This is a genomic window from Mesorhizobium argentiipisi (SeqCode) (genome assembly GCF_037179585.1).
Taxonomy (GTDB): Bacteria; Pseudomonadota; Alphaproteobacteria; order Rhizobiales; family Rhizobiaceae; genus Mesorhizobium; species Mesorhizobium argentiipisi.
Genome location: NZ_JAPYKO010000003.1, coordinates 274652 through 293269 on the forward strand (window position 1 = coordinate 274652; position 18618 = coordinate 293269).

The following is an 18618-nucleotide window of genomic DNA, read 5'->3' on the forward strand; positions in this document are numbered from 1 at the left end:
TCGCACTCTTGACCGACTGGAAATTGGAATTCGCCGGAGGGCGCCAACCTTACATGCCCGATTTGCGGCGATGTCCGGAAACCTCAGCCGTTGCGAAACGCATAGCCGTAACCGTTGATCGCCGGCACCCCGCCGAGATGCACGTAGAGGACGTTCGACCCTTCTGGGAAGAAGCCTTTCTGGACAAGGTCGATCATGCCTTGCATCGATTTGCCCTCATAGACGGGATCAGTAATCATACCCTCAAGCTTGGCACACAGACGGATGGCTTCCTTTGTTTCCTCTGACGGGATGCCATAACACGGGTATGCATACGCCTTGAGCAGCACCACGTCGTCCATGGTCAATTTCGTGCCAAGGTCCACGAGCTTCGCGGTGTTGGTGGCGATGTCTAGCACCTGCGCGCTGGTCTGCACGGGGGTTGCGGAGGCATCGATCCCGATCACATTGCGCTGTCGGCCGTCTTTAGCGAAGCCGACGATCATGCCGGCCTGCGTCGAGCCCGTGACCGTGCATACGATGATATAGTCGAAGGCAAATCCCAGCTGCTTCTCTTGCGCGCGCACCTCCTGCGCGAACTGGACGTAGCCAAGTCCGCCATATTTGTGAACGGAGGCCCCGGCCGGTATCGCGTAGGGTCTGCCGCCTCTTGCCTTGACCTCCTCGAGCGCTTCTTCCCAACTGCGGCGGATGCCGATGTCAAAGCCCTGGTCGACCAGGCGCACCTCTGCTCCCATGATGCGGCTCAGGAGAATGTTGCCGACGCGGTCGTAGACGGCATCCTCATGCGGCACCCAGCTCTCCTGTACCAGGAGGCATTTCATGCCGATCTTGGCTGCGACCGCAGCGACCATGCGTGTGTGGTTTGACTGCACGCCGCCGATCGAGACAAGCGTATCGGCATTTGACGCGATCGCGTCAGGGATGATGTATTCGAGCTTGCGCAGCTTGTTTCCACCGAATGCGAGACCGGAGTTGCAGTCCTCGCGTTTGGCGTAGATGTCCACCTTTCCTCCCAGATGTTGGCTGAGACGGTCGAGCTTCTCGATGGGGGTCGGGCCAAAGGTGAGCGGGTGGCGTTCGAACTTTTCCAGCATGTTCTCTCCGAGGGCGTGGGTTGAGCTACAGGGTGCTATAGGGTCGTGTGCGGCCCGGTCAGCTGCCCGCTTGTGGGTACCGCGACGTCCGAGGGTTCACTTCTCGTCCTTACGACAGGGCGGTAACTGGCGCCGACTTACCTTGCCGGCATCGAAATGCTTGTCCAGTTGTGCAGGACGGCCTGACCGCCAGATCAGAAACAGCACGCTAGCGAAATAGCCTACCTGGAAAATCAGCGAAGACGCGAGTGTGTTGACGATTACCGCGCGGATGGAATGCGACAGGAGGTAGAAAATCAAAGCGTTGATGGACAGGACCACCGCCAAGGCGACGCAAAACATTCTGAGGGGCACCGACGTTCTCCTGTTTGCACGCAGATCATGCTTCGGCGTTGTCAGCCGCAAGATGGGTCTGGCAGTTCTTCGGACAGACGCGGGCGCAGGCTCCGCAACCGATGCAGCGGCCCGCATGGTCGACCACCATGATCATGCGATTGAGTTCGCCATCGAAGTCGTCCTCGTCATCGCAAACGCCGAGGATTTCACCCGCGTCATCGACGCCGTAGAGATGCATGACCTCGCGCGAGCAGACCTTGAAGCAGCGGCCGCAACCGATGCAGGTCTTGCCATCGATAAAGGTCAGATAGTCGGGCATCCATTTGGAGCCATCGCGGGTAACGAACGGGCTGGTCATCGTGCATCCTCCCAGGCTGCGAGTTCTCTCTTTGCAGCGTCCAACTCGGCAAAAACGTCGAACGTTTTCCCGGCGATAGCCTTTATCCTGTGCCAGCCGACCGGGAGGTCCTCGGCAAGGTCGTGCAAGTCCATCTTCGCGGTCCCCGCGCGCGACTGCAGCTTGCGGACTTTCTGTTGCAGTTCCTCAAGGTCCGACATGATTTCCTTCCTCCGACCGGGGGCACGGCCCGCTCTGTTGCCGGCTCCAGCCGAACCGTTTTGGCCAGGTTCGATTTTTCCAGGCGGCAACTGCCTCGATCTTCAGCGCGCCATGAACAGCGGCAATGGCGGTTTCTCGATCATCCACCTGATTGCGCCGCCGAAGATCCGCTCTCGCAGCCGACGGCGGCCCCAAGCGCCCGTGACGACCATGTCGGCGGACGTGTCGATCGCGTGCTGCGCGAGGATTGTGGTCACCGATTGCGCGGCGCTTGGCAGCCGGTCGACAACCACCCGAATACCGTGCCGGGCGAGGTAGGCCACGATGTCAATTCCCGGCCAAGGGCCATTTCCGTTCCCGATTGCCTCCGGATCGACCAGAGTGACACGCACTTCGTCGGCACCGGACAGCAGATGCAGTGCTTCCCGAATGGCACGCGACGTCTCGATTCGCGCATCCCAGCCAACCAGGATGCGCCGCGGCCGCAGAGAGGCTTTGGCGCCGTGCGGAACAACAAGCACCGGCGTCCCCGATTCGAACAGGCAGCCGTCAATAGCGAATGGTCCGAGATCGTCGTCGTTGAGGAGTAAGGGTCCAATAACCGTTAGGTCTGTACAGAGCGCCCGCTGTCGCACTGCGTCACCGAAGCAGGCCTGGTCGCAATAGTCGGTGCCCACGTCAGAGGGAATCGCCATGGCGTCCAGCAGGGTATGGATTTCCCTGGAGCGTTTTTCCAGTCTGGCGACGTCGTTTGAAAAGGTCTCAATTTCACTAGACCGGGTTTCCAGTCTGAATGCGGCTCGTATGCGCTCAGGCCACAGGGCGGAGTCTGCGCCGGATGGCCGACGCCTGGCAAATTTGATGATCAGTACGGACAGCCGTGCACCAACCTCGGCACATAGATCGGCAGCGGCTCTGACGTCCTGATCGGAGTGTTCCATTTCCGTTACGCACAGCGCGGTTTTAAAAGCCATCTGACTGCTACTTTCGGGGTATCGTTGTGCTTGCACATTCATTCGAAGCCGCACCCTTAACCCTCAGCAAGGGAGGCGATGGGCAAGGGCGGCATTCGTTGCATTGTCGGCCGCCCCGCTCCCCGAGGGAGTAGCCGGCCAGTTCGTGGCACCGCTTGCGCTGGCGCAATGGCGGTCCGGCCCCACCAGACTTTCATCGTCGCGGTTCCGGCACCAGCAGCTGCCGAGGTTCTGCACTCATCAAGGCTCTGACACGAGCGAGGCATCACGCCCGGGCCGCGTCGGGATAGGTTTCCATGGCTGCGATCGCATCGTCGACCAGTCTCGTACCGGCCTCAGCAAGCTTCTGAAAACTCTCGAACCCGAACCGGTGGACGTCGCGTAGCGTCTTGGACAGGACCACCAATCGCCCAGCGGTGAGAAGCACGCGTCCAAAGCCCTCATGGCCAATGTTCATGATGGGCGATGCCATCAGGCCGGCGCGTTCCTCGATCGCAAGCCCGACTGCGGCGTAATAAATATCGAGCCTCCACAGCACGTCCGGATCAGGATCGCCGATGATCGGGATTTCACGACGCTGTTCTTTGGTGACGATGAAGTCGGCCAGCAGCTCTGTATCCGGTTTGCCTTCCCACGAGCCGTAGGAGTCTTGCGCGCGAAGCAGTCGGACGAGACACTTGATGAAAGAGGTGGCAAGCGCCGCCTGGGTTTCTTTGACAGCAGGGATGACCGCCGCATCAGCCATTCTCGGTTCTCCTCGTTTCAATCTTCGTCCTGAAAGGACGGCTTTTTTCGGGGAACGCCCGCGTCCGCCAACACCTTGCGCAGCCAGGGCGGAGGAGCCTCCCTAAGCATCTTCTGGGTTCGCGACAGGACGTCAGTGATGGGTTGAGGATGCGGCACTTTGATTGGGTGGATTTTTGCCGCAACGAGTTTGGCTGCGGAAGGGCCGCCGATCGCCAGACAGAACAGAAGGTGGCAGCCTTTCAGTGCCGAGACCTTCGGGGTGATGCGGTCATCGCCCTCGGTTCGATGTGTTCCGCTCTCATCGGAAACGTCGTCGAACTCTACTGCTTCCACGAAATTCCATTCGGCGGGGGTCACCTCATAGACGGCAAAGCACCTGGCCGATCCAAAATGGGCATTAAGCTCTTTCAGGTCTTGTGTGGCGATCGCCACGCGTAAGGCGCCGGCTTTCCTGTCCGGCGGCAATGCGTGAACCTCGTCAGTGACGAGCGAGAGGCGACGAGGGGAGGTCATCTGGCATTTCTCGGTTGCGGAATGGGTTGAGGGTCTCAGGCCTCGGCGCAGGCTGGTTGGCCTGGAAGACGTTAGCGACCTCGAAGATGAGGTCGCGCGTTCCCTGATAGACGATTGTGAGCTTGTGCTGGCTGCCGAGGCGGTCGAAGACCGGGAAGCCGACGCGCATGAGCGGAATGCCGAGGCGCTCTGCCGCCTGTCGACCGTGGGAATGGGTAACAAGAAGGTCTGTGCCGGCAGCTAGGGCTTCCAGATCTGCGAGATCGCCGACCTGGACTGCTTGCGCTGGAATTTTCTCGAGAATCTTCGACGTGCCGGCCGTGGTGACCGCCGCCGCAATTTCAGCGCCCATGTCGACAAAAAAGCTTGCGAGTTGGTAGAGCTGGTCTGGTTCGGCAGCGATCGCAATTTTCTTGCCGGCGAAGTGAAAATGTCCGTCGAGCAACGCATCCTGCAACTGGCCCCGATGACGGCGTAGCTTGGCCGGCGCCGCTGCGCCCGAAATGACCGAAAGAAACGAGACAAGCCGATCGGCGGCGTTCAAACCGGTGAGGGAGTGAAACAGCATGTAAGGCACACCCGTCAGCCTCTGCAGCGCCTCGGCCGAGCAGCGCATGTGCTGGCCGATGGCGATGCAATGCGCCGCGGCGCCAAGGTCGCGAATGTCCTCGACGCTGGTGCCGCCAAACGTGGTGGGGATCCAGCGGTCTGGTACCGTACCTTGGAGCGACCCTGAGACGTCCGGCAGGATTACCGGCTGGAGGCCGAAGCTTTCCACCATCTCGCGCAAGTGCTCGATGTCGGCCACGGTGAGGTTCCAGCCGGGCAGGACCGCGATCCTCTTCGACTGCCGCGCCCGCTCGCCGGGCCGTGTGATGCCTTCGATCATTGCGGTGACTGCTTTGGCCCAGCCCTCTTCGAGGGCGCCGGCGAAATCCGGCGTGCTGGCCAACATGATCTCCGTACCTGCGAGTTCTTCGGCGTGCTCGCGCTTGATGGTGGCGATGTCGCCTGCGAAGTCTTCGCCACGGGTTTCCACCAGCGCCGTCGTGCAGACCCCGATCAGCTTTGGTTTGGTTCGGCTCTTGAGGTTCAGGATCGCCTCTTTGAGATGATCCGCCCCGCCGAGGATTGTCGCCAATTCGTCCATCGCCGTTGTTTGCAAGGGGACCGCTTCCTTGAAATGCCGCACGAGGAGCACGAGAGCGAAGCTGGTGCAGCCTTGGCTGCCGTGGAACAGCGGAATGGCACCGTCGACCCCGAGAAAAGCGAAAGCGGCACCCAGCGGCTGGGAGGATTTCAACGGATTGACTGCCGCCGATCTGGTTTGGGGAAGGATGCTGGCCATCGGCTTCCTCAACCCAGGCCGACGGCGTTGGCCGTGGCACTAGTGAATTTCTCACCGGCGTGGCCGGTCGCGCTGACGCTGATTGTGCTCGTCAGTTCATGCTCCACGGCAGAATGGCTATCCCACGGCGCCGGCTCCCGTACCTGGCGCCAGATCGGGTTGTGAATGGCGAGGTCGATCTGATGTATGAGCTCAATCATGCCGTCATAGCCGGCATAGCGGTGATGACGCTCCTGGTTGATATCGAGCCAGGGTGTCTTTGCCTTCAGCGCGACGAATTGCGTGCGCCCGCCCGACAGCATGATGTCGGCTTTGCCTTGTGAGAGCATGGCGTAAAGCTCGCGCGGTGGTATGGATTCGAAGATCTGATTTTCTTCCTTCAGGGTCTGTTCGATGCGCTCCTTGTCTTCGACCGTCGATTTCTTGACCGACGTTCCGACGATCTCGATGCCGACCTCCATCAGCGCATCGACGAGCGACCAGGATTTCACACCACCGGTGTTGAGCAGCACGCGCTTGCCTTCGAGTCTCGGGCGGTAGGCCGCGAGCTTCTTCCAAGCAATCGACTCCTCCTCTGCGATCAGCGCCTCGGTGCGGCCGACGAGCCCCGGATCGGCCCCCTTTCTGACGAGCAGATCAGCGATGTTGCGAAGTGCTTGCGAGCTGGCGGTGATGCCGTAGAAGGAACCCTCGAAAAAGGGGATGTCCCAGCGTTCCTCCATCTTGCGGGCGACATTGATGAGAGCGGTCGAGCAGACCATCATCGCCGCCCGCGCACGGTGCGCGCAGGCAATATCGAGGTAGCGTGCATCGCCCGGAATGCAGGCGCGCACGCGGATGCCGAGTCGATCCAGGAGTGGCTTTACCAGCCAGAACTCCCCAGAGAGATTGAATTCGCCGATGATATTGATATCGCACGGGCCGGCATCATCGGGCTCTGCAGTACCGATGACGTGATCGAGCAACGCCTCGCCGGCGAGTTTGTTGCCGAGATTTTTAGAGCCGACGAAGCCCGGCGCATTGATCGGCACCACGGGCAATCCGAACTTTGCCGCCGCATGGTTGCAGACGGCGTCGATGTCTTCGCCGATCAGCGCGGTCACACAGGTTGAATAGACGAAGATCGCCGACGGCGCATACGCTTGCTTGATCTCGCGAATGGCGTTGAAAAGCTTGCGCTCGCCCTGCCCCATCACGACATCCAGTTCGGTGAGATCGGTCGTGAAGCTTGTGCGCCACAGGGCTGATCCAGATGACGTCGCGCCCCGATTGTCCCAGCCATTGCCCTCGCAGGCGAGCGGCGCATGGATCAGGTGCGCGACGTCGGTGATGGGCTGCAACGCGATCTTGGCACCATCGAAGGCGCAGCCTCCGGCCGCCGCTCCCGGGGTCAGCGGCTTGGAACAGCCCTGTTGGCGCGTTTTGGCATCCTTGCTCTGGTTCTTCTCGCAAGCGGGCTCGCTGAACACATCCTGCAGTTTCGCGCTCGGCAAGGACATTAAGCCGGTCTCCAAAGTCCGTCGGAATAGCGGCCAGCCCGGTGCTGACTGCGGCTTTAGCGGGTCAGATCGAAGGAATAGTCCGTCACGCCGGTGTCGATCGTATCTCGGTCGAGCTTGTCGAAGATCTTGTCGAGGATCGTCGTCAGGACGCGCAGGCCACCTTGATAGCCTATCAGCGGGAAGCGGTGGTGATGGTGCCGATCAAAGATCGGGAACATCAGTCGGATCAGCGGCGTGCCCGTGTCGCGCTCCAGATACTTGCCGTAAGAATTGCCGATCAGCAGGTCCACTGGTTCTGTAAAGAGCAGAGAGCGCATGGCCCAGAGGTCCTTGCCTGCCCACACCTGGGCATCCTTGCCGAAGGACGAGGTTGCGAGCAACTTTTTCATCTCAGCTTCCCAGGCATTGGTGCCGTTGGTGGCCAAGCAGTGGGTCGGCTCGCCGCCTGTCTCCATGACGAAGCGGGCCATAGCGTGGACGAAGTCCGGGTCGCCATAAATCGCGTATTTCTTGCCGTGCAGCCATGACTGGCTGTCGGCCATCGCATCAACCAGGCGGCCACGCTCCCGGGTGATCGCCTCCGGGATTTCCTTGCCGGATATCTCCGATACCCTCATCAGGAGTTCGTCAGTTGCCTCAACCCCGAGGGGGTAATGGAAGGAGGCCGTTTCCTGTCCGACCTCCTGGCAATATTCCAGGGTCTTGCGGGTGTTGTAGTGTTGCAGCGATAGCGTTGCCTGGGCGTTGAGTGCCGCTTGCACGTCCTCGATCTTGGTCCCGCCGTCATACATGCGGAATTCGCCATCCGAGGGCGTGTCAAACTGGTCCGAAGCGTCCTGGATGAAGGTGAAGGTCACACCCATTAAATCCAGCAAGCGCTTAAGCTCGCGATTGTTGCCGACGCAAAAGCCGTCGAAACCGGGGATGATGTTTACGGTATTGGCGACGACGGTTCGTTGCTTCCCCTTCCAGAAGTTTTCCAATATGCCCTTGACCATCGCATCGTAGCCATCGACATGGCTGCCGACGAAGGCGGGGGTGTGAGCGTAAGGCACTTCGAAATCCTGTGGGACCGAGCCTTCCTGCCTGGCATTTTCGATGAAGGAATGTAGATCATCGCCGATTACCTCTGCCATGCAGGTGGTTGAGACAGCGATCATCTTCGGGTCGTAGAGCTTGTAGGTGTTGGCGAGCCCGTCGATCATGTTCTTCAGGCCGCCAAACACCGCGGCATCTTCGGTCATGGATGACGAGACCGCCGACGACGGCTCCTTGAAGTGGCGTGACAGGTGCGAACGGTAGTAGGCCACGCAACCCTGACTGCCATGGACGAACGACATTGTGCGTTCGAAGCCCGCAGCGGCGAACACGGCGCCGAGTGGCTGGCAAGCCTTGGCCGGGTTCACGACGAGGGCTTCGCGGGCAAGGTTCTTGTCGCGATATTCCCAGCTTTTGGTGAATTCGCCTTGGTCTGTAACGATCTGATCGGGATGCGGACATTCGAAATTCAGCTTCTTTGCGGCCAGCATCTGCCTGTATTCCGCCTCACGGAACAGAGGGGCATGATCGAGAACTTTTTCAGCCGACTGCGGCATTGGGGTACCTTTTTGATCTGGCGGCGCCACGGGGCGGCACAGGAAATGTCAAGACGTTCGGATCTCCCGCGGATCAAAGGACCGCGGGCGTTCGAGGCTCGCTGGCGATGCGAAGCAAGGTTTTCATTCAGCTGCGATCGCCGCTGACGGCACTGCTTTTTTCTTCCAGGGCGCGTCGTAGAGGTCCCAGACGGGGTTGTTGATGGCCAAGTCCATGTCGCGAGCGAAGATGGCGAAGCCGTCATACCCATGATAGGGGCCGGAATAGTCCCAGGAGTGCATTTGACGGAACGGTATTCCCATCTTCTGGACCGGGTACTTTTCCTTGATGCCGGAGCCAACGAGATCGGGGCGGATCCCCTCGATGAACTTCTCCAATTCGTAACCGGTGACGTCGTCATAGATCAGCGTGCCCTCTTGCACGTAATGACCGGTGCGCTGATAGTCGTCGTTGTGGCCGAATTCATAGCCTGTGCCGACGATCTCCATGCCGAGGTCTTCGTAGGCGGAGATGACGTGCCGAGGGCGCAGGCCGCCTACATAGAGCATCACCGTCCTACCCTCCAGGCGCGGCCAATACTTGTCGATGACGGCGTCCACCAGGGGCCGGTATTTGGCAATCACGTATTCGGTCTTTTCCTGGATATCGGGCCCGAAATGCTTGGCAATGTTCCGCATTGAGGATTCGATCTGGGAGGGTCCGAAGAAATTGTACTCCATCCAGGGCACGCCGTATTTTTCTTCCATATGTCGACAAATGTAGTTCATCGATCGGTAGCAATGGATCAGGTTGAGCTTGGCTTTTGGCGCGCGCTCTATCTCGGCGAGCGTAGCGTCACCCGACCAGTTGCCAACCACGCGCAGGCCCATCTCTTCCAGCAGGATGCGCGACGCCCAGGCGTCACCGCCGATATTGTAGTCGCCGATGACGTTGACATCGTAAGGACCGGCCTCGAACTCGAGTTCCTTCTTCTCAAAGACCCAGTCGCGGATCGCGTCATTGGCGATGTGGTGTCCGAGCGATTGCGAGACGCCGCGGAACCCCTCACAGCGCACCGGCACGATGGTCTTTTCGTATTCCTTGGCCTTCTTGCGCGAGACCGCCTCGATATCGTCGCCGATCAACCCGATCGGGCATTCCGACTGGATGGTGATGCCCTTGCTCAGCGGGAATAACTCTTCGATCTCGTCGATGATCTTTTCCAGCTTTTTGTCGCCTCCGAAGACGATATCCTTTTCCTGAAAGTCGGAGGTGAACTGCATCGTCACGAAGCTGTCGATGCTGGTGGTGCCGACATAGTAATTGCGCCGCTGCGACCAGGAATACTGGCCACATCCGACCGGCCCATGGGAGATGTGGACCATGTCCTTCACGGGGCCCCACACCACGCCCTTGGAACCGGCATAGGCACAGCCCCGGATCGTCATCACACCGGGAATCGACTTGATGTTCGATTTGACGTCGCATTCGGAGAGGGCCTGCGCCTCTCCGGCAACCTCTTGGCCGCGGGCGGCGACGCTCAAGTGTTTCTTGCGCCGCTTTGCCGTCTTGTCTGGATATCGCGACAGCACCTCCTCAATGAGCTTGGTGTGCAACGCGCCGTTATCTTGGGAGTCAAGGCTCATAAAGCTGCCCTTTTTGAGGTTCTTCGGCTGGCGCCTGGCTTTTAAGACGCCGGTTCGGTGAAGGCGCCGGAATGCCCGGCGCCCTGAGCGGGACTATTGAGCGGCCGCAGGAGTGGCTTCCTTTGCCGCAAGCTCGGCGAGCATCTGCTCCTCGGTCTTCATGATGCCGAAGTCGAGCAGCATGTCTTCGAGCTCTTCCATGGTGATCGGTGTCGGGACGGTGCCCTGACCGCCATTGGCGTGGATTTTCTCGGCAAGCGCGCGGTATTCCGCCGCCTGCTTTGAGTCCGGCGCATATTGGATCACCGTCATCTTGCGCAGTTCGGCGTGCTGGACGATGTTGTCGCGTGGCACGAAGTGGATGAGCTTTGAATTCAGCTTTTTGGAGAGAGCCTCGGCCAGATCGAGTTCGCGGTCAGTCTGGCGCTCGTTGCAGATCAGACCGCCCAGACGCACACCGCCCGAATGGGCATATTTCAAAATACCCTTGGCGATATTGTTGGCGGCATAGAGCGCCATCATCTCGCCGGACATGACGATGTAAATTTCCTGTGCCTTGTTTTCGCGGATAGGCATTGCGAAGCCGCCGCACACGACGTCACCAAGCACGTCGTACGAGACGTAGTCCACGTTTTCGTAGGCGCCATTCTCCTCGAGGAAATTGATGGACGTGATGACGCCGCGGCCTGCGCACCCGACGCCCGGCTCGGGTCCACCGGATTCGACGCACTTGATGTCCTTGTAGCCGATCTTCAGCACGTCTTGGAGTTCGAGATCTTCGACGGACCCTTCCTGTGCGGCGAGATGGAGCACGGTGTCTTGCGCTTTCGCGTTCAGGATGAGACGGGTGGAATCGGCCTTAGGATCGCAGCCTACGATGAGAATCCTCTGCCCGAGGTCGACCAGGGCAGCGAGCGTGTTTTGGGAGGTCGTAGACTTCCCAATGCCCCCCTTTCCGTAGAATGCGATCTGACGCAAAGCCGACATGTGTCTTTCCTTCCTTCGTTCCAGCAATTGGGGCTAATACACGCGATACCGGTCGGCGGATGATGCCGCTCGCAACACAAGCATCAAAACTCGTGCCAACCTGCCTTGATCGGGATGAAGAAAAGTTTTTGTTTGTTTTCGGCTGTTTAGCCTCATGCAAGAGGCTGATTGGCCGAACACCTATGTCGGGAATCCGACAAAGCCTACTCAGGTGTCGATCGGTAAATGTCGGATAAAGACCCAGAACCACAGCGGCTGATCCGGATCAGCAACTCCTTGAGCCTGGCCTTGGGCATGACGGCGTTTCGCCGTGAGCATGGACCGCATGTATCAAACGATCGGTGGCCGGCGCGAGAGGCCCATATCCGACCAGTGCCGGCGTCGGCCACTCAGCATGAACACTGGCCGCATATGCGGTAGCTTCCTATCCCATCCCGTTGCCGCGGCCGTCACCGGGCCGAATGGACTTCGGACGCAGAAGGTTTCGCCCTCAGATTTATTACCGCCATATCCATCGTGGCAAGAACCGCCAGATGAACGTGTAGTCTGGTAAATGGATTGATTTCCTGGCGGCATCCTGCCTCCCAGCGCTTGCTGCCGTGGGCGTTACCGGAGTCCGGGCGACTGAAGACCCAAACGATATCGCTGCTGCCGACAAGGCAAGCAAGCCAATCACGGTCGTTGCGAGTAGAAGGGTCCTATTCATTTCTGTCTCCGTTGATTGGGAACGGCAAATTGGGCAGGCCATAATTGCTGGGTTTGACTTGCAGGGTGGTGGGCAGATCGATCTGAGAACGTTAGGAACTGCTGCTGACGACATCCTGACTGAGCGGCCACCACGGGCTAGGAGGACCGGAGGAGATCCTCATGATCTTGGCCGCTGCAAAAACCGTGCATATCGGCCCGATCGGCATGGCCGACGGCAAGCTCATTCCTGTGGAGAGAGGTTGCCGACACGCTCAAAGCGAGGATCAGTGCACGTCTCGAACCATACCGAGCGGAGTGTTTGGCCGACCCCAGCTCATCGGTTCGACCTGTGGCGGAATCATGGGTGTTGGTCGGTCGGTGCGGAGCTGGAGGCAGCCGGAGCCGATTGAACGACGGACACAAACGATCTCGCTGTCACAAGCAAACTGAGCAGGCCAATCACGATCACTGCCAGAAGAATGGCCTTCGTCATTTCTCTCTCTCCATTGATCGATTTAGCAGCGGCAAATTGCGTCAAACCCCCTGCCGGTTGTCGAGCCGCAGGTGCCGGTGGACGGATTTGACGAAGATAGGGACCGCTGCTGACGATATGCTGACGGAACTGCCATAACGGATCAGGCGACCGGAGCAGATGCTGACTGATCCTGGCCACTACACGCTCGGCGTCCCTATCGCCAGGACTCGCCTGATCATCATGGCCGACGCCAAGGCCTGATTCATTGCTCAAAAGCGAGGATCCGTGCACTTCCCGAGCCGCAGGAAACAGCGGAGTCTTTCGCCGGCCCCAAGATCATCAATGGTCGCAGCGGGTGTGGCATCTTTGCGGTCGTCGCTGGGTGTCGTGGATGACGTGGGTGCCGTGGATGACGTGGATGATGTGGATGATGTGGATGCCGTAGCTGGATGGTCGTTGGCTTCGGACGCAACCGAGTTCGCTGTCACAAACAAGCCCAGCGAGCCAATCATGGCCGGAGCCAGCAGCGAGGACTTTTTCATTTCTGGCTCCGTGATCAATTTGGGATGACAGTCACCCTACCGGCTTTGACTCGCAGGCGGATTTCTACGAGCAGATAGAGGCCGTTGCTGACGACATCCTGACGAAGCCGCGTGCAGACGTGCCTGGGCGTCGCTGTCGCGATTGCATGTGGACGGCGAGCCACTGGCTTCCGAAAAGCACACCTGCTGCCCAGTCACACCAGACTGATGGCGAGAGAGAAGGTGCGCGGCGCTGATCTTCCAGCATGCGGCCAAGCCGCGAGACTTTCCATCTTGGAGAAGGTTCCCGATTCCCTGCCGGAGGACAGCATCGACCATGTCTGCTGACGGATGTTCGAACAGCGCCACGCCAAATGCCGCTCAATTCAATTCAGGCCTTTGCGACCTGGCAACCCTGTGACCGAGTGCCTTGTTGAGCGCCGGGATGATCTTGTCGCCCCAGAGCTCGATTTGGCGCAGCATCGTCTTGTGGTCGAAATCCCCCAATTGGGTCTGAATCGCGATCTGGTCCGGTTTTAGGATATCCATCTCTTCCAGAAGGCGATCGATCACACGATTCACGCTGCCGATCGGCAAGTTCTCGCGCATAGCGTCGAAGGACAGATCCTGCTGCGTCGGTGTTTCCTGCAGCAGGTAGCCGTCCTGGCTTTGTTGGCGCCGCTGGTGCAGTGCTTCAGATAGCCGGCGCTGGAAGCGGGCGTTGTCGAGATAGCTGTTGATCTCCGCGGCGTTGTCGCTGGCATAGCAGCAGCGCAGGAGCGAAATCTTGGCTTGCGCGGCATTCTTACCCTCGGAAGCCGCCGCCTTCTCCATGCTTTCGCGCAGCATGCGCAGGGTCTCCAAGCCGTCGTGGAACGCTGTGACAAAAAGATTGTGTCCCTCACAGTATGCCCGACCCATGCTGCGCGCGGACCCGGCGGCGATCCAGATCGGCGGCGTCGGCTTCTGAACCGTGCGCACCGAGATCGCCGTCGGCGGTATCTTCTCGTATTGGCCGTCGTGCTCGAAAATCTTCTGCTTCAGGCCCTTGAGCAGAACCCCCAAATATTCAGAAAACACATCCGGCGCCTCATCAACGTCAACGCCGAAACGTTCGAACTCGAACTGCTGGTACCCCGAGCCGACTCCCAGCTCGAGGCGGCCGTTCGAAACCACGTCGGCAAAGCCTATTTCGGAGAGCAAGCGCTGCGGCTGGTAGAGTGGTAGAACACACACACCGGTGCCGAGCCGAATGGTTTCCGTGACGCCTGCGCAGTGCGCCACCATCATCAAGGGCGACGGAACCAGGCTGTAATTGTTGAAGTGGTGCTCGGCGAACCAGGCGGTGTTGAATCGAGCCTGTTCGGAAAGCACAGCCTGCTCGATCGAGTTGCGGATCACACTGCTGGACGATTGATGATAGCCGCGTTGGGCGGCCAGGATGAATGTCGCGAATTCCATAGTGGTTCCTTGTTTCACGCAGGTTGGTTGATCGGGGATCCTTGAGATGTGTGTCGAGCGCATTTGCCTCGGTCTCGGTCCTGTCTTGGCGTGGGTCAGTCGACTACATCGTCGTAGGTTGCTTCCGTTCGGATTGCGGCCGCGCCCGGAAGTAGCCGAGGCGGCACGCCCGCCGGCCTCGGGTGCACCAGCCGCCGGCTGGGTCGACAATCATTCTTGGTACTCGGTTCATTCCTGGCCGGGTTCGCTGGCCAATCCTGCATCGCCGGACAAGCTGCAGCCGCCGTCCACGTACAGGATTGAGCCGTTGACGTACGAAGCGTCCGGCGAAGCCAGGAAGAACGCTGCGTCCGCGACCTCTTCCGGCCGACCCAGCCTGTGCATCGGGATGCGCTGGCTGATCGCCTGCGGGTGGTCGATGCTGCCGAGCTTCATTAACTGAATGATCCCTGGCGTGCGGATGTAGCCAGGAGCGATGGCGGCCGTCCGAATGCCGCACGGCCCGAGTTCGGCCGCCATGCACCGGGTCAGGATTTCCAACCCGGCCATGAACGCGCCATAGGCATGGCGCGGTGCGAAGGGCCGATAGGGATTGATCGATCCGATATGAAGGATCATGCCTTCGAGGCTCATCATCTTGATCGCCTCACGCACGCAAGTGAAGGCGCCGGAAAGAGTGAGATCAAGAATCTGTTCGGTTCGTGCCGGTATTTGTTTGATCCCCGGCAGGTCTGGGGCGACAGCACTGTTGACGAGGACATCGATGCGACCGAACCGCTCTCGCAATTCTTCGAACAGCGCCACGACTTCGCTCTCGACGACCATGTTCACGGTCTTGGCCACATGCTTGCCGCCGAGCGATCGAGCCAGTTCTGTCACGGCATTGCGATCCTTGTCCGCAATCACGACGGTGTCGCCGTTCGCGGCAAAGCGGCGAACGACAGCCGCGCCAATGCCGTTCGCGCCGCCTGTGACAAGTACGATCCGCGCACGGGCGTGCTCGGCCGGACGGGAGAGTTCGGCTCCTGGCGCCCCATCCACTGGCGGATGCGCATCGCCCGGCTGGTTGAAGGATGTCCAACCACCGTCAACGGTCAGGACCGATCCGGTGATGTAACTTGCTTGTGGGCTGGCCAGGAACCGAACGGCCTGGGCGATCTCGTCGGGCCGTCCCATGCGGCCCATAGGCACGCGGCGGCGCACCGCCTCCAGGTCCGTTTTGCCCGCGCGTTCAAGGGCCGCGGTCATGGACGTGCGCACATAGCCCGGCGCTACCGCCGTGACGCGAATGCCGCGCGAAGCCCACTCGCCCGCCAAGGATTTGGTGAAGGCGATCAGGCCAGCTTTCGACGCAGCGTAGGCATTGCGCTTGGGATTGCTGACCAAGCCCGATATCGAGGCGACATTGACGATAACGGCCCCCGGCTGCATCCGCGTCGCCGCTTCGCGGGCCATGACGATGGGCCCGATCAGGTTTACTGCCAGGGTGCGTCGGAAGGATTCGATACTGGTCCCGACAGTCGCGTCCATGGCGGGCCCAATACCTGCGTTGTTGACGAGAACGCTGATCGGCGCGAACTGTCCTTCGACACGACGGAAAAGGGCGAGGATGTCCTCCTCGTTGGAGATATCGTACTCGAGGCCGAGATGCGGGCGGCCGAGATCGCGGGCCAGTTCAAGCACCCCACTGTCGGGAAGGTCCACCGCAACGACCACGTCTCCATCCGCGGCAAGCGTATTGGCCAAGACACGGCCGATTCCGCCGGCAGCACCTGTGATGATCACGGTGCGTCGGGCCAGCCGCTCCATCAGAATTTCTCTGCCACCTGGGACACCGATCTCGGGCCGGCGCCAGCCGGCGGAAATATCCGTCTCGCCACAGGTGCTCGCCTTGGGGACGATCCATTTCCGTCCGACCTGGGCCTGTTCCGCTCTGGACTTATTCGAAGCATGCCAAGCGGACAGGCCTTCGCCGAACCAGGGCTGGGGCATTGCAGGACAGTCAGGGCCCTTCGCCTCCGCTGCAGCCGCTCCCAACGCATAGACCGGATCGTCTGGATGCGGTGCTCCGATCGGCTGCCGGAGCCCGAACCGCTCTGGCTCGAAGCCCGTCGGCGGGATCTGCTCCTGCAGCCAATCGTAGACCACCGTCCGTTCGGCAATCCGCCATTCCCCTTCTCGCTTCTGAAAGAAATCGCAGTAGCGGCCGCAGAGGAGTTCTTGGCGTATCTCGCCGGACCTGTCTGGTCCGCGTTGCAGCGCGGTGAAATAGCTCTCGACTGCGGCCCTGGTCGGGCTGATGAAATCGATCAGGATGTTGGTGACCTGGTGAACGTAGCGCGGCTGGGTCTTGAACACATCCAGCGCAAACCGGATGAAGCCCTCGGCCGAGCCGGAATGTGCACCATGATGGTCATGCGCATCGGGCCAGTACGCGCTGCGCAGTGCCGCCTCATCAGCGCGGTCTATTCCGCGGCAGTACCGATAGAGGCAGTCGCGGATGGCCTCCCGGTCGAGCAGTTCAGTAATTTTTGCATGGCGCATCGCTTTGTCCCAACTTTTGAGGAAGAGGCGTTTCGCGGTTTCAATTCCGCAGTAACGTTTCGTCGTGTCCGGCGCGGAGGTGGGAGCCGCACCATCGCGTCCGGGAGCGGCTCGATGCGCCAGCGTCGTGAGACTCTCGATGAAAGACGGTCACCGATTTAGGCAGGACCGCGATCCAGGGCGAGAGCACGTTCAGGGCAGGATCGTGCCCCTCGTGCCGCCTTCAGTTCGTCTTTCTTGGCCACGTTGATGTCACCGGGCAGGATGTAGCCCTCGTCATCAAGCGTGAAGATGTCCGGCGCCTGCGCCCAGCATCGCGCATGACCCTGACATTTGGCCTTGTTGACGATGATGCGCATAGCGCTAGCTCCATATCTTCTCCAACCTGCGACGCATTGTTCAGGACCAGTCCAGGATCAGGTTGTCGATCCCGAACACATGGCCGCCATGAGTGATGGGCGCCGTACCTCCCTTGATCCGGAACGCCGGGATGCGCGCCAGCCACTCCTCCAGGCCGATGACGATCTCGCGCCGGGCAAGATGGGACCCAAGGCAGCGGTGGGGGCCATGGGCAAAGGCGGTGTGGCAATTCTCCTCACGCGCCAGATCGATCGTGTTGGGGCATTCGAATTCCGCCGGGTCACGATTGGCAATCATGGTCGCACAGGAGATATAGTCCCCTTTACGGATCGGCACGCCGTCGAAGTCGATGTCTCTTGTTGCCACACGGATCATCTGCACGGTCGGGTAAGCGCGCAGTAATTCTTCGGCTGCGACCACGATGCGGGTTGGTTTGCTTCGCAGCCACTGCTGGTCTTTCGGATTGCGCGCGAGATAGGCCAAATCAAAGCCTATGGCTGCTGCAACCGTGTCGAGACCCGCGACGAACAGAAGCACGCCGATGCTACGGACTTCCTCGTCGGTCAGCGGGCGGCCCTCGACTTGTGCCTGCACCAGGAAGGTCATGAAGTCATCAACGGGTGCCTTGCGGCGCAGGGTTGCAAGGTCGTCGATAAAAGCGACGATCCGCTGGGCCGCGGCCTTTCTTTTGACAGCGTCGCCATGGAGCAGATCCTGCCCCCAGCCGACAAAGATGGCGAGCCGGTCGTCCGGTAGCCCAAGAAAGCGAAGGAAGATGTTGACCGCGAAAGGGAAGGCAAAATCCTTCATCACATCGCAGCTTGTGCCCGAGGCGACGATCCCATCGATCAGGGCGATCGCCCGTTCCCGAACAGCCGGTTCCAGCACCCTTACACGCTGGGGTGAAAATAGGGGGTTGAGGAGCGAACGAAAGATGCCATGGGCCGGTGGGTCCAGTTCGAGTGGAATCATCGGCCAGTTTTCGCCAAGCGCGGAGGCGAAGATGCTGCGGTGGCTGGAAAAGGTTTCAGTGTCCTGGAGCACTGTGCGTTGGTCTCTGGCGCGCGTCATGACCCAGGTACCTCGGCCATCGCGCGTGTTGTTTGGAGCATAAAAGATCGGCGGCCCGGCATGGACGCAGGTCACGGCTGCGTGGGGATCCCCGTTGGCCGTGGGTGGCATCCCAGGCGACGTGAACAGGCTGAAGTTCCTTACCATTTCAGGCGGGACATGATCTGGAAGCGGATTGCTCGCAAGCTGGTTTTTCGCCATCTGACGCCTCCTTG

Annotated in this window: 18 protein-coding genes; 1 reads left to right on the forward strand and 17 read right to left on the reverse strand. The window is 60.1% G+C overall.

What is annotated here, in order from left to right; all coding sequences use genetic code 11:
* Positions 1-83: 83 nt before the first annotated feature.
* From O7A05_RS06745 to O7A05_RS06805, 13 genes are all read right to left on the reverse strand, one after another.
* Complete coding sequence (locus O7A05_RS06745; protein ID WP_337092208.1) at positions 84-1097, reverse strand: 1-aminocyclopropane-1-carboxylate deaminase; 1014 nt, start codon at positions 1095-1097, stop codon at positions 84-86.
* A 96-nt stretch (positions 1098-1193) separates the two neighbouring features.
* Positions 1194-1451, reverse strand: a complete 258-nt coding sequence (locus tag O7A05_RS06750; protein ID WP_337092209.1) for an exopolysaccharide production repressor protein — start codon at positions 1449-1451, stop codon at positions 1194-1196.
* Between the two features lie 25 nt (positions 1452-1476).
* Positions 1477-1791, reverse strand: a complete 315-nt coding sequence (gene fdxB, locus O7A05_RS06755; RefSeq protein ID WP_337092210.1) for a ferredoxin III, nif-specific — start codon at positions 1789-1791, stop codon at positions 1477-1479.
* On the reverse strand, positions 1788-1991 hold the full coding sequence (locus O7A05_RS06760; protein WP_337092211.1) for a CCE_0567 family metalloprotein: 204 nt from the start codon (positions 1989-1991) through the stop codon (positions 1788-1790). The genes fdxB and O7A05_RS06760 overlap by 4 nt, the downstream gene beginning before the upstream one ends.
* 102 nt (positions 1992-2093) lie before the next feature.
* The gene (locus tag O7A05_RS06765; protein WP_337092212.1) at positions 2094-2966 is read right to left on the reverse strand and encodes a universal stress protein; all 873 of its coding nucleotides are present in this window, start codon (positions 2964-2966) and stop codon (positions 2094-2096) included.
* A gap of 265 nt (positions 2967-3231) precedes the next feature.
* Positions 3232-3711: a NifX-associated nitrogen fixation protein gene (locus O7A05_RS06770; RefSeq protein ID WP_337092213.1), complete on the reverse strand. Its 480-nt coding sequence runs from the start codon at positions 3709-3711 to the stop codon at positions 3232-3234.
* Positions 3712-3728: 17 nt separating this feature from the next.
* Positions 3729-4226 (reverse strand): nitrogen fixation protein NifX, encoded by a 498-nt coding sequence (gene nifX / locus O7A05_RS06775; RefSeq protein ID WP_337092214.1) that lies wholly within the window; start codon positions 4224-4226, stop codon positions 3729-3731.
* Positions 4192-5574: a nitrogenase iron-molybdenum cofactor biosynthesis protein NifN gene (gene nifN, locus O7A05_RS06780; protein WP_337092215.1), complete on the reverse strand. Its 1383-nt coding sequence runs from the start codon at positions 5572-5574 to the stop codon at positions 4192-4194. Before nifN ends, nifX begins: the two co-directional genes overlap by 35 nt.
* A gap of 8 nt (positions 5575-5582) precedes the next feature.
* Positions 5583-7073 carry a nitrogenase iron-molybdenum cofactor biosynthesis protein NifE gene (nifE, locus tag O7A05_RS06785; RefSeq protein ID WP_337092216.1) on the reverse strand — a complete coding sequence of 497 codons (1491 nt, stop codon included), beginning with the start codon at positions 7071-7073 and terminating at the stop codon, positions 5583-5585.
* Positions 7074-7129: 56 nt separating this feature from the next.
* Positions 7130-8671, reverse strand: coding sequence for a nitrogenase molybdenum-iron protein subunit beta (gene nifK, locus O7A05_RS06790; RefSeq protein WP_337092437.1), 1542 nt, complete (start codon positions 8669-8671; stop codon positions 7130-7132).
* A gap of 123 nt (positions 8672-8794) precedes the next feature.
* Complete coding sequence (gene nifD, locus O7A05_RS06795) at positions 8795-10297, reverse strand: nitrogenase molybdenum-iron protein alpha chain (RefSeq protein WP_337092217.1); 1503 nt, start codon at positions 10295-10297, stop codon at positions 8795-8797.
* A 93-nt stretch (positions 10298-10390) separates the two neighbouring features.
* A complete protein-coding gene (gene nifH, locus O7A05_RS06800) occupies positions 10391-11284 on the reverse strand; it encodes a nitrogenase iron protein (protein WP_337092218.1) in 894 nt (297 codons plus the stop codon).
* 1045 nt (positions 11285-12329) lie between these two features.
* The gene (locus tag O7A05_RS06805; RefSeq protein ID WP_337092219.1) at positions 12330-12719 is read right to left on the reverse strand and encodes a hypothetical protein; all 390 of its coding nucleotides are present in this window, start codon (positions 12717-12719) and stop codon (positions 12330-12332) included.
* Between the two features lie 69 nt (positions 12720-12788).
* Here O7A05_RS06805 and O7A05_RS06810 point away from each other — a divergent pair, with 69 nt between their 5' ends.
* Positions 12789-13016 (forward strand): hypothetical protein, encoded by a 228-nt coding sequence (locus O7A05_RS06810; RefSeq protein WP_337092220.1) that lies wholly within the window; start codon positions 12789-12791, stop codon positions 13014-13016.
* A 332-nt stretch (positions 13017-13348) separates the two neighbouring features.
* Here O7A05_RS06810 and O7A05_RS06815 read toward each other — a convergent pair whose 3' ends face one another.
* The 4 genes from O7A05_RS06815 to O7A05_RS06830 form a co-directional block, all read right to left on the reverse strand.
* Entirely contained in the window at positions 13349-14428 is a 1080-nt protein-coding gene (locus tag O7A05_RS06815; RefSeq protein WP_337092221.1) for an LLM class flavin-dependent oxidoreductase, read from the reverse strand.
* Positions 14429-14656: 228 nt separating this feature from the next.
* Positions 14657-16972 (reverse strand): SDR family oxidoreductase, encoded by a 2316-nt coding sequence (locus O7A05_RS06820; RefSeq protein ID WP_337092222.1) that lies wholly within the window; start codon positions 16970-16972, stop codon positions 14657-14659.
* A 158-nt stretch (positions 16973-17130) separates the two neighbouring features.
* Positions 17131-17331 carry a ferredoxin gene (locus O7A05_RS06825; protein ID WP_337092223.1) on the reverse strand — a complete coding sequence of 67 codons (201 nt, stop codon included), beginning with the start codon at positions 17329-17331 and terminating at the stop codon, positions 17131-17133.
* Between the two features lie 40 nt (positions 17332-17371).
* On the reverse strand, positions 17372-18550 hold the full coding sequence (locus O7A05_RS06830) for a cytochrome P450 (protein ID WP_337092438.1): 1179 nt from the start codon (positions 18548-18550) through the stop codon (positions 17372-17374).
* Between the last annotated feature and the right edge of the window lie 68 nt (positions 18551-18618).

Bases quoted from the DNA above. Each gene is read 5' to 3' on its own strand.
- O7A05_RS06745 (WP_337092208.1), bottom strand. From the start codon at position 1,097: ATGCTGGAAAAGTTCGAACGCCACCCGCTCACCTTTGGCCCGACCCCC.
- fdxB (WP_337092210.1), bottom strand. From the start codon at position 1,791: ATGACCAGCCCGTTCGTTACCCGCGATGGCTCCAAATGGATGCCCGAC.
- O7A05_RS06760 (WP_337092211.1), bottom strand. From the start codon at position 1,991: ATGTCGGACCTTGAGGAACTGCAACAGAAAGTCCGCAAGCTGCAGTCG.
- O7A05_RS06765 (WP_337092212.1), bottom strand. From the start codon at position 2,966: ATGGCTTTTAAAACCGCGCTGTGCGTAACGGAAATGGAACACTCCGAT.
- O7A05_RS06770 (WP_337092213.1), bottom strand. From the start codon at position 3,711: ATGGCTGATGCGGCGGTCATCCCTGCTGTCAAAGAAACCCAGGCGGCG.
- nifX (WP_337092214.1), bottom strand. From the start codon at position 4,226: ATGACCTCCCCTCGTCGCCTCTCGCTCGTCACTGACGAGGTTCACGCA.
- nifN (WP_337092215.1), bottom strand. From the start codon at position 5,574: ATGGCCAGCATCCTTCCCCAAACCAGATCGGCGGCAGTCAATCCGTTG.
- nifE (WP_337092216.1), bottom strand. From the start codon at position 7,073: ATGTCCTTGCCGAGCGCGAAACTGCAGGATGTGTTCAGCGAGCCCGCT.
- nifK (WP_337092437.1), bottom strand. From the start codon at position 8,671: ATGCCGCAGTCGGCTGAAAAAGTTCTCGATCATGCCCCTCTGTTCCGT.
- nifD (WP_337092217.1), bottom strand. From the start codon at position 10,297: ATGAGCCTTGACTCCCAAGATAACGGCGCGTTGCACACCAAGCTCATT.
- nifH (WP_337092218.1), bottom strand. From the start codon at position 11,284: ATGTCGGCTTTGCGTCAGATCGCATTCTACGGAAAGGGGGGCATTGGG.
- O7A05_RS06810 (WP_337092220.1), top strand. From the start codon at position 12,789: ATGGTCGCAGCGGGTGTGGCATCTTTGCGGTCGTCGCTGGGTGTCGTG.
- O7A05_RS06815 (WP_337092221.1), bottom strand. From the start codon at position 14,428: ATGGAATTCGCGACATTCATCCTGGCCGCCCAACGCGGCTATCATCAA.
- O7A05_RS06820 (WP_337092222.1), bottom strand. From the start codon at position 16,972: ATGCGCCATGCAAAAATTACTGAACTGCTCGACCGGGAGGCCATCCGC.
- O7A05_RS06825 (WP_337092223.1), bottom strand. From the start codon at position 17,331: ATGCGCATCATCGTCAACAAGGCCAAATGTCAGGGTCATGCGCGATGC.
- O7A05_RS06830 (WP_337092438.1), bottom strand. From the start codon at position 18,550: ATGGTAAGGAACTTCAGCCTGTTCACGTCGCCTGGGATGCCACCCACG.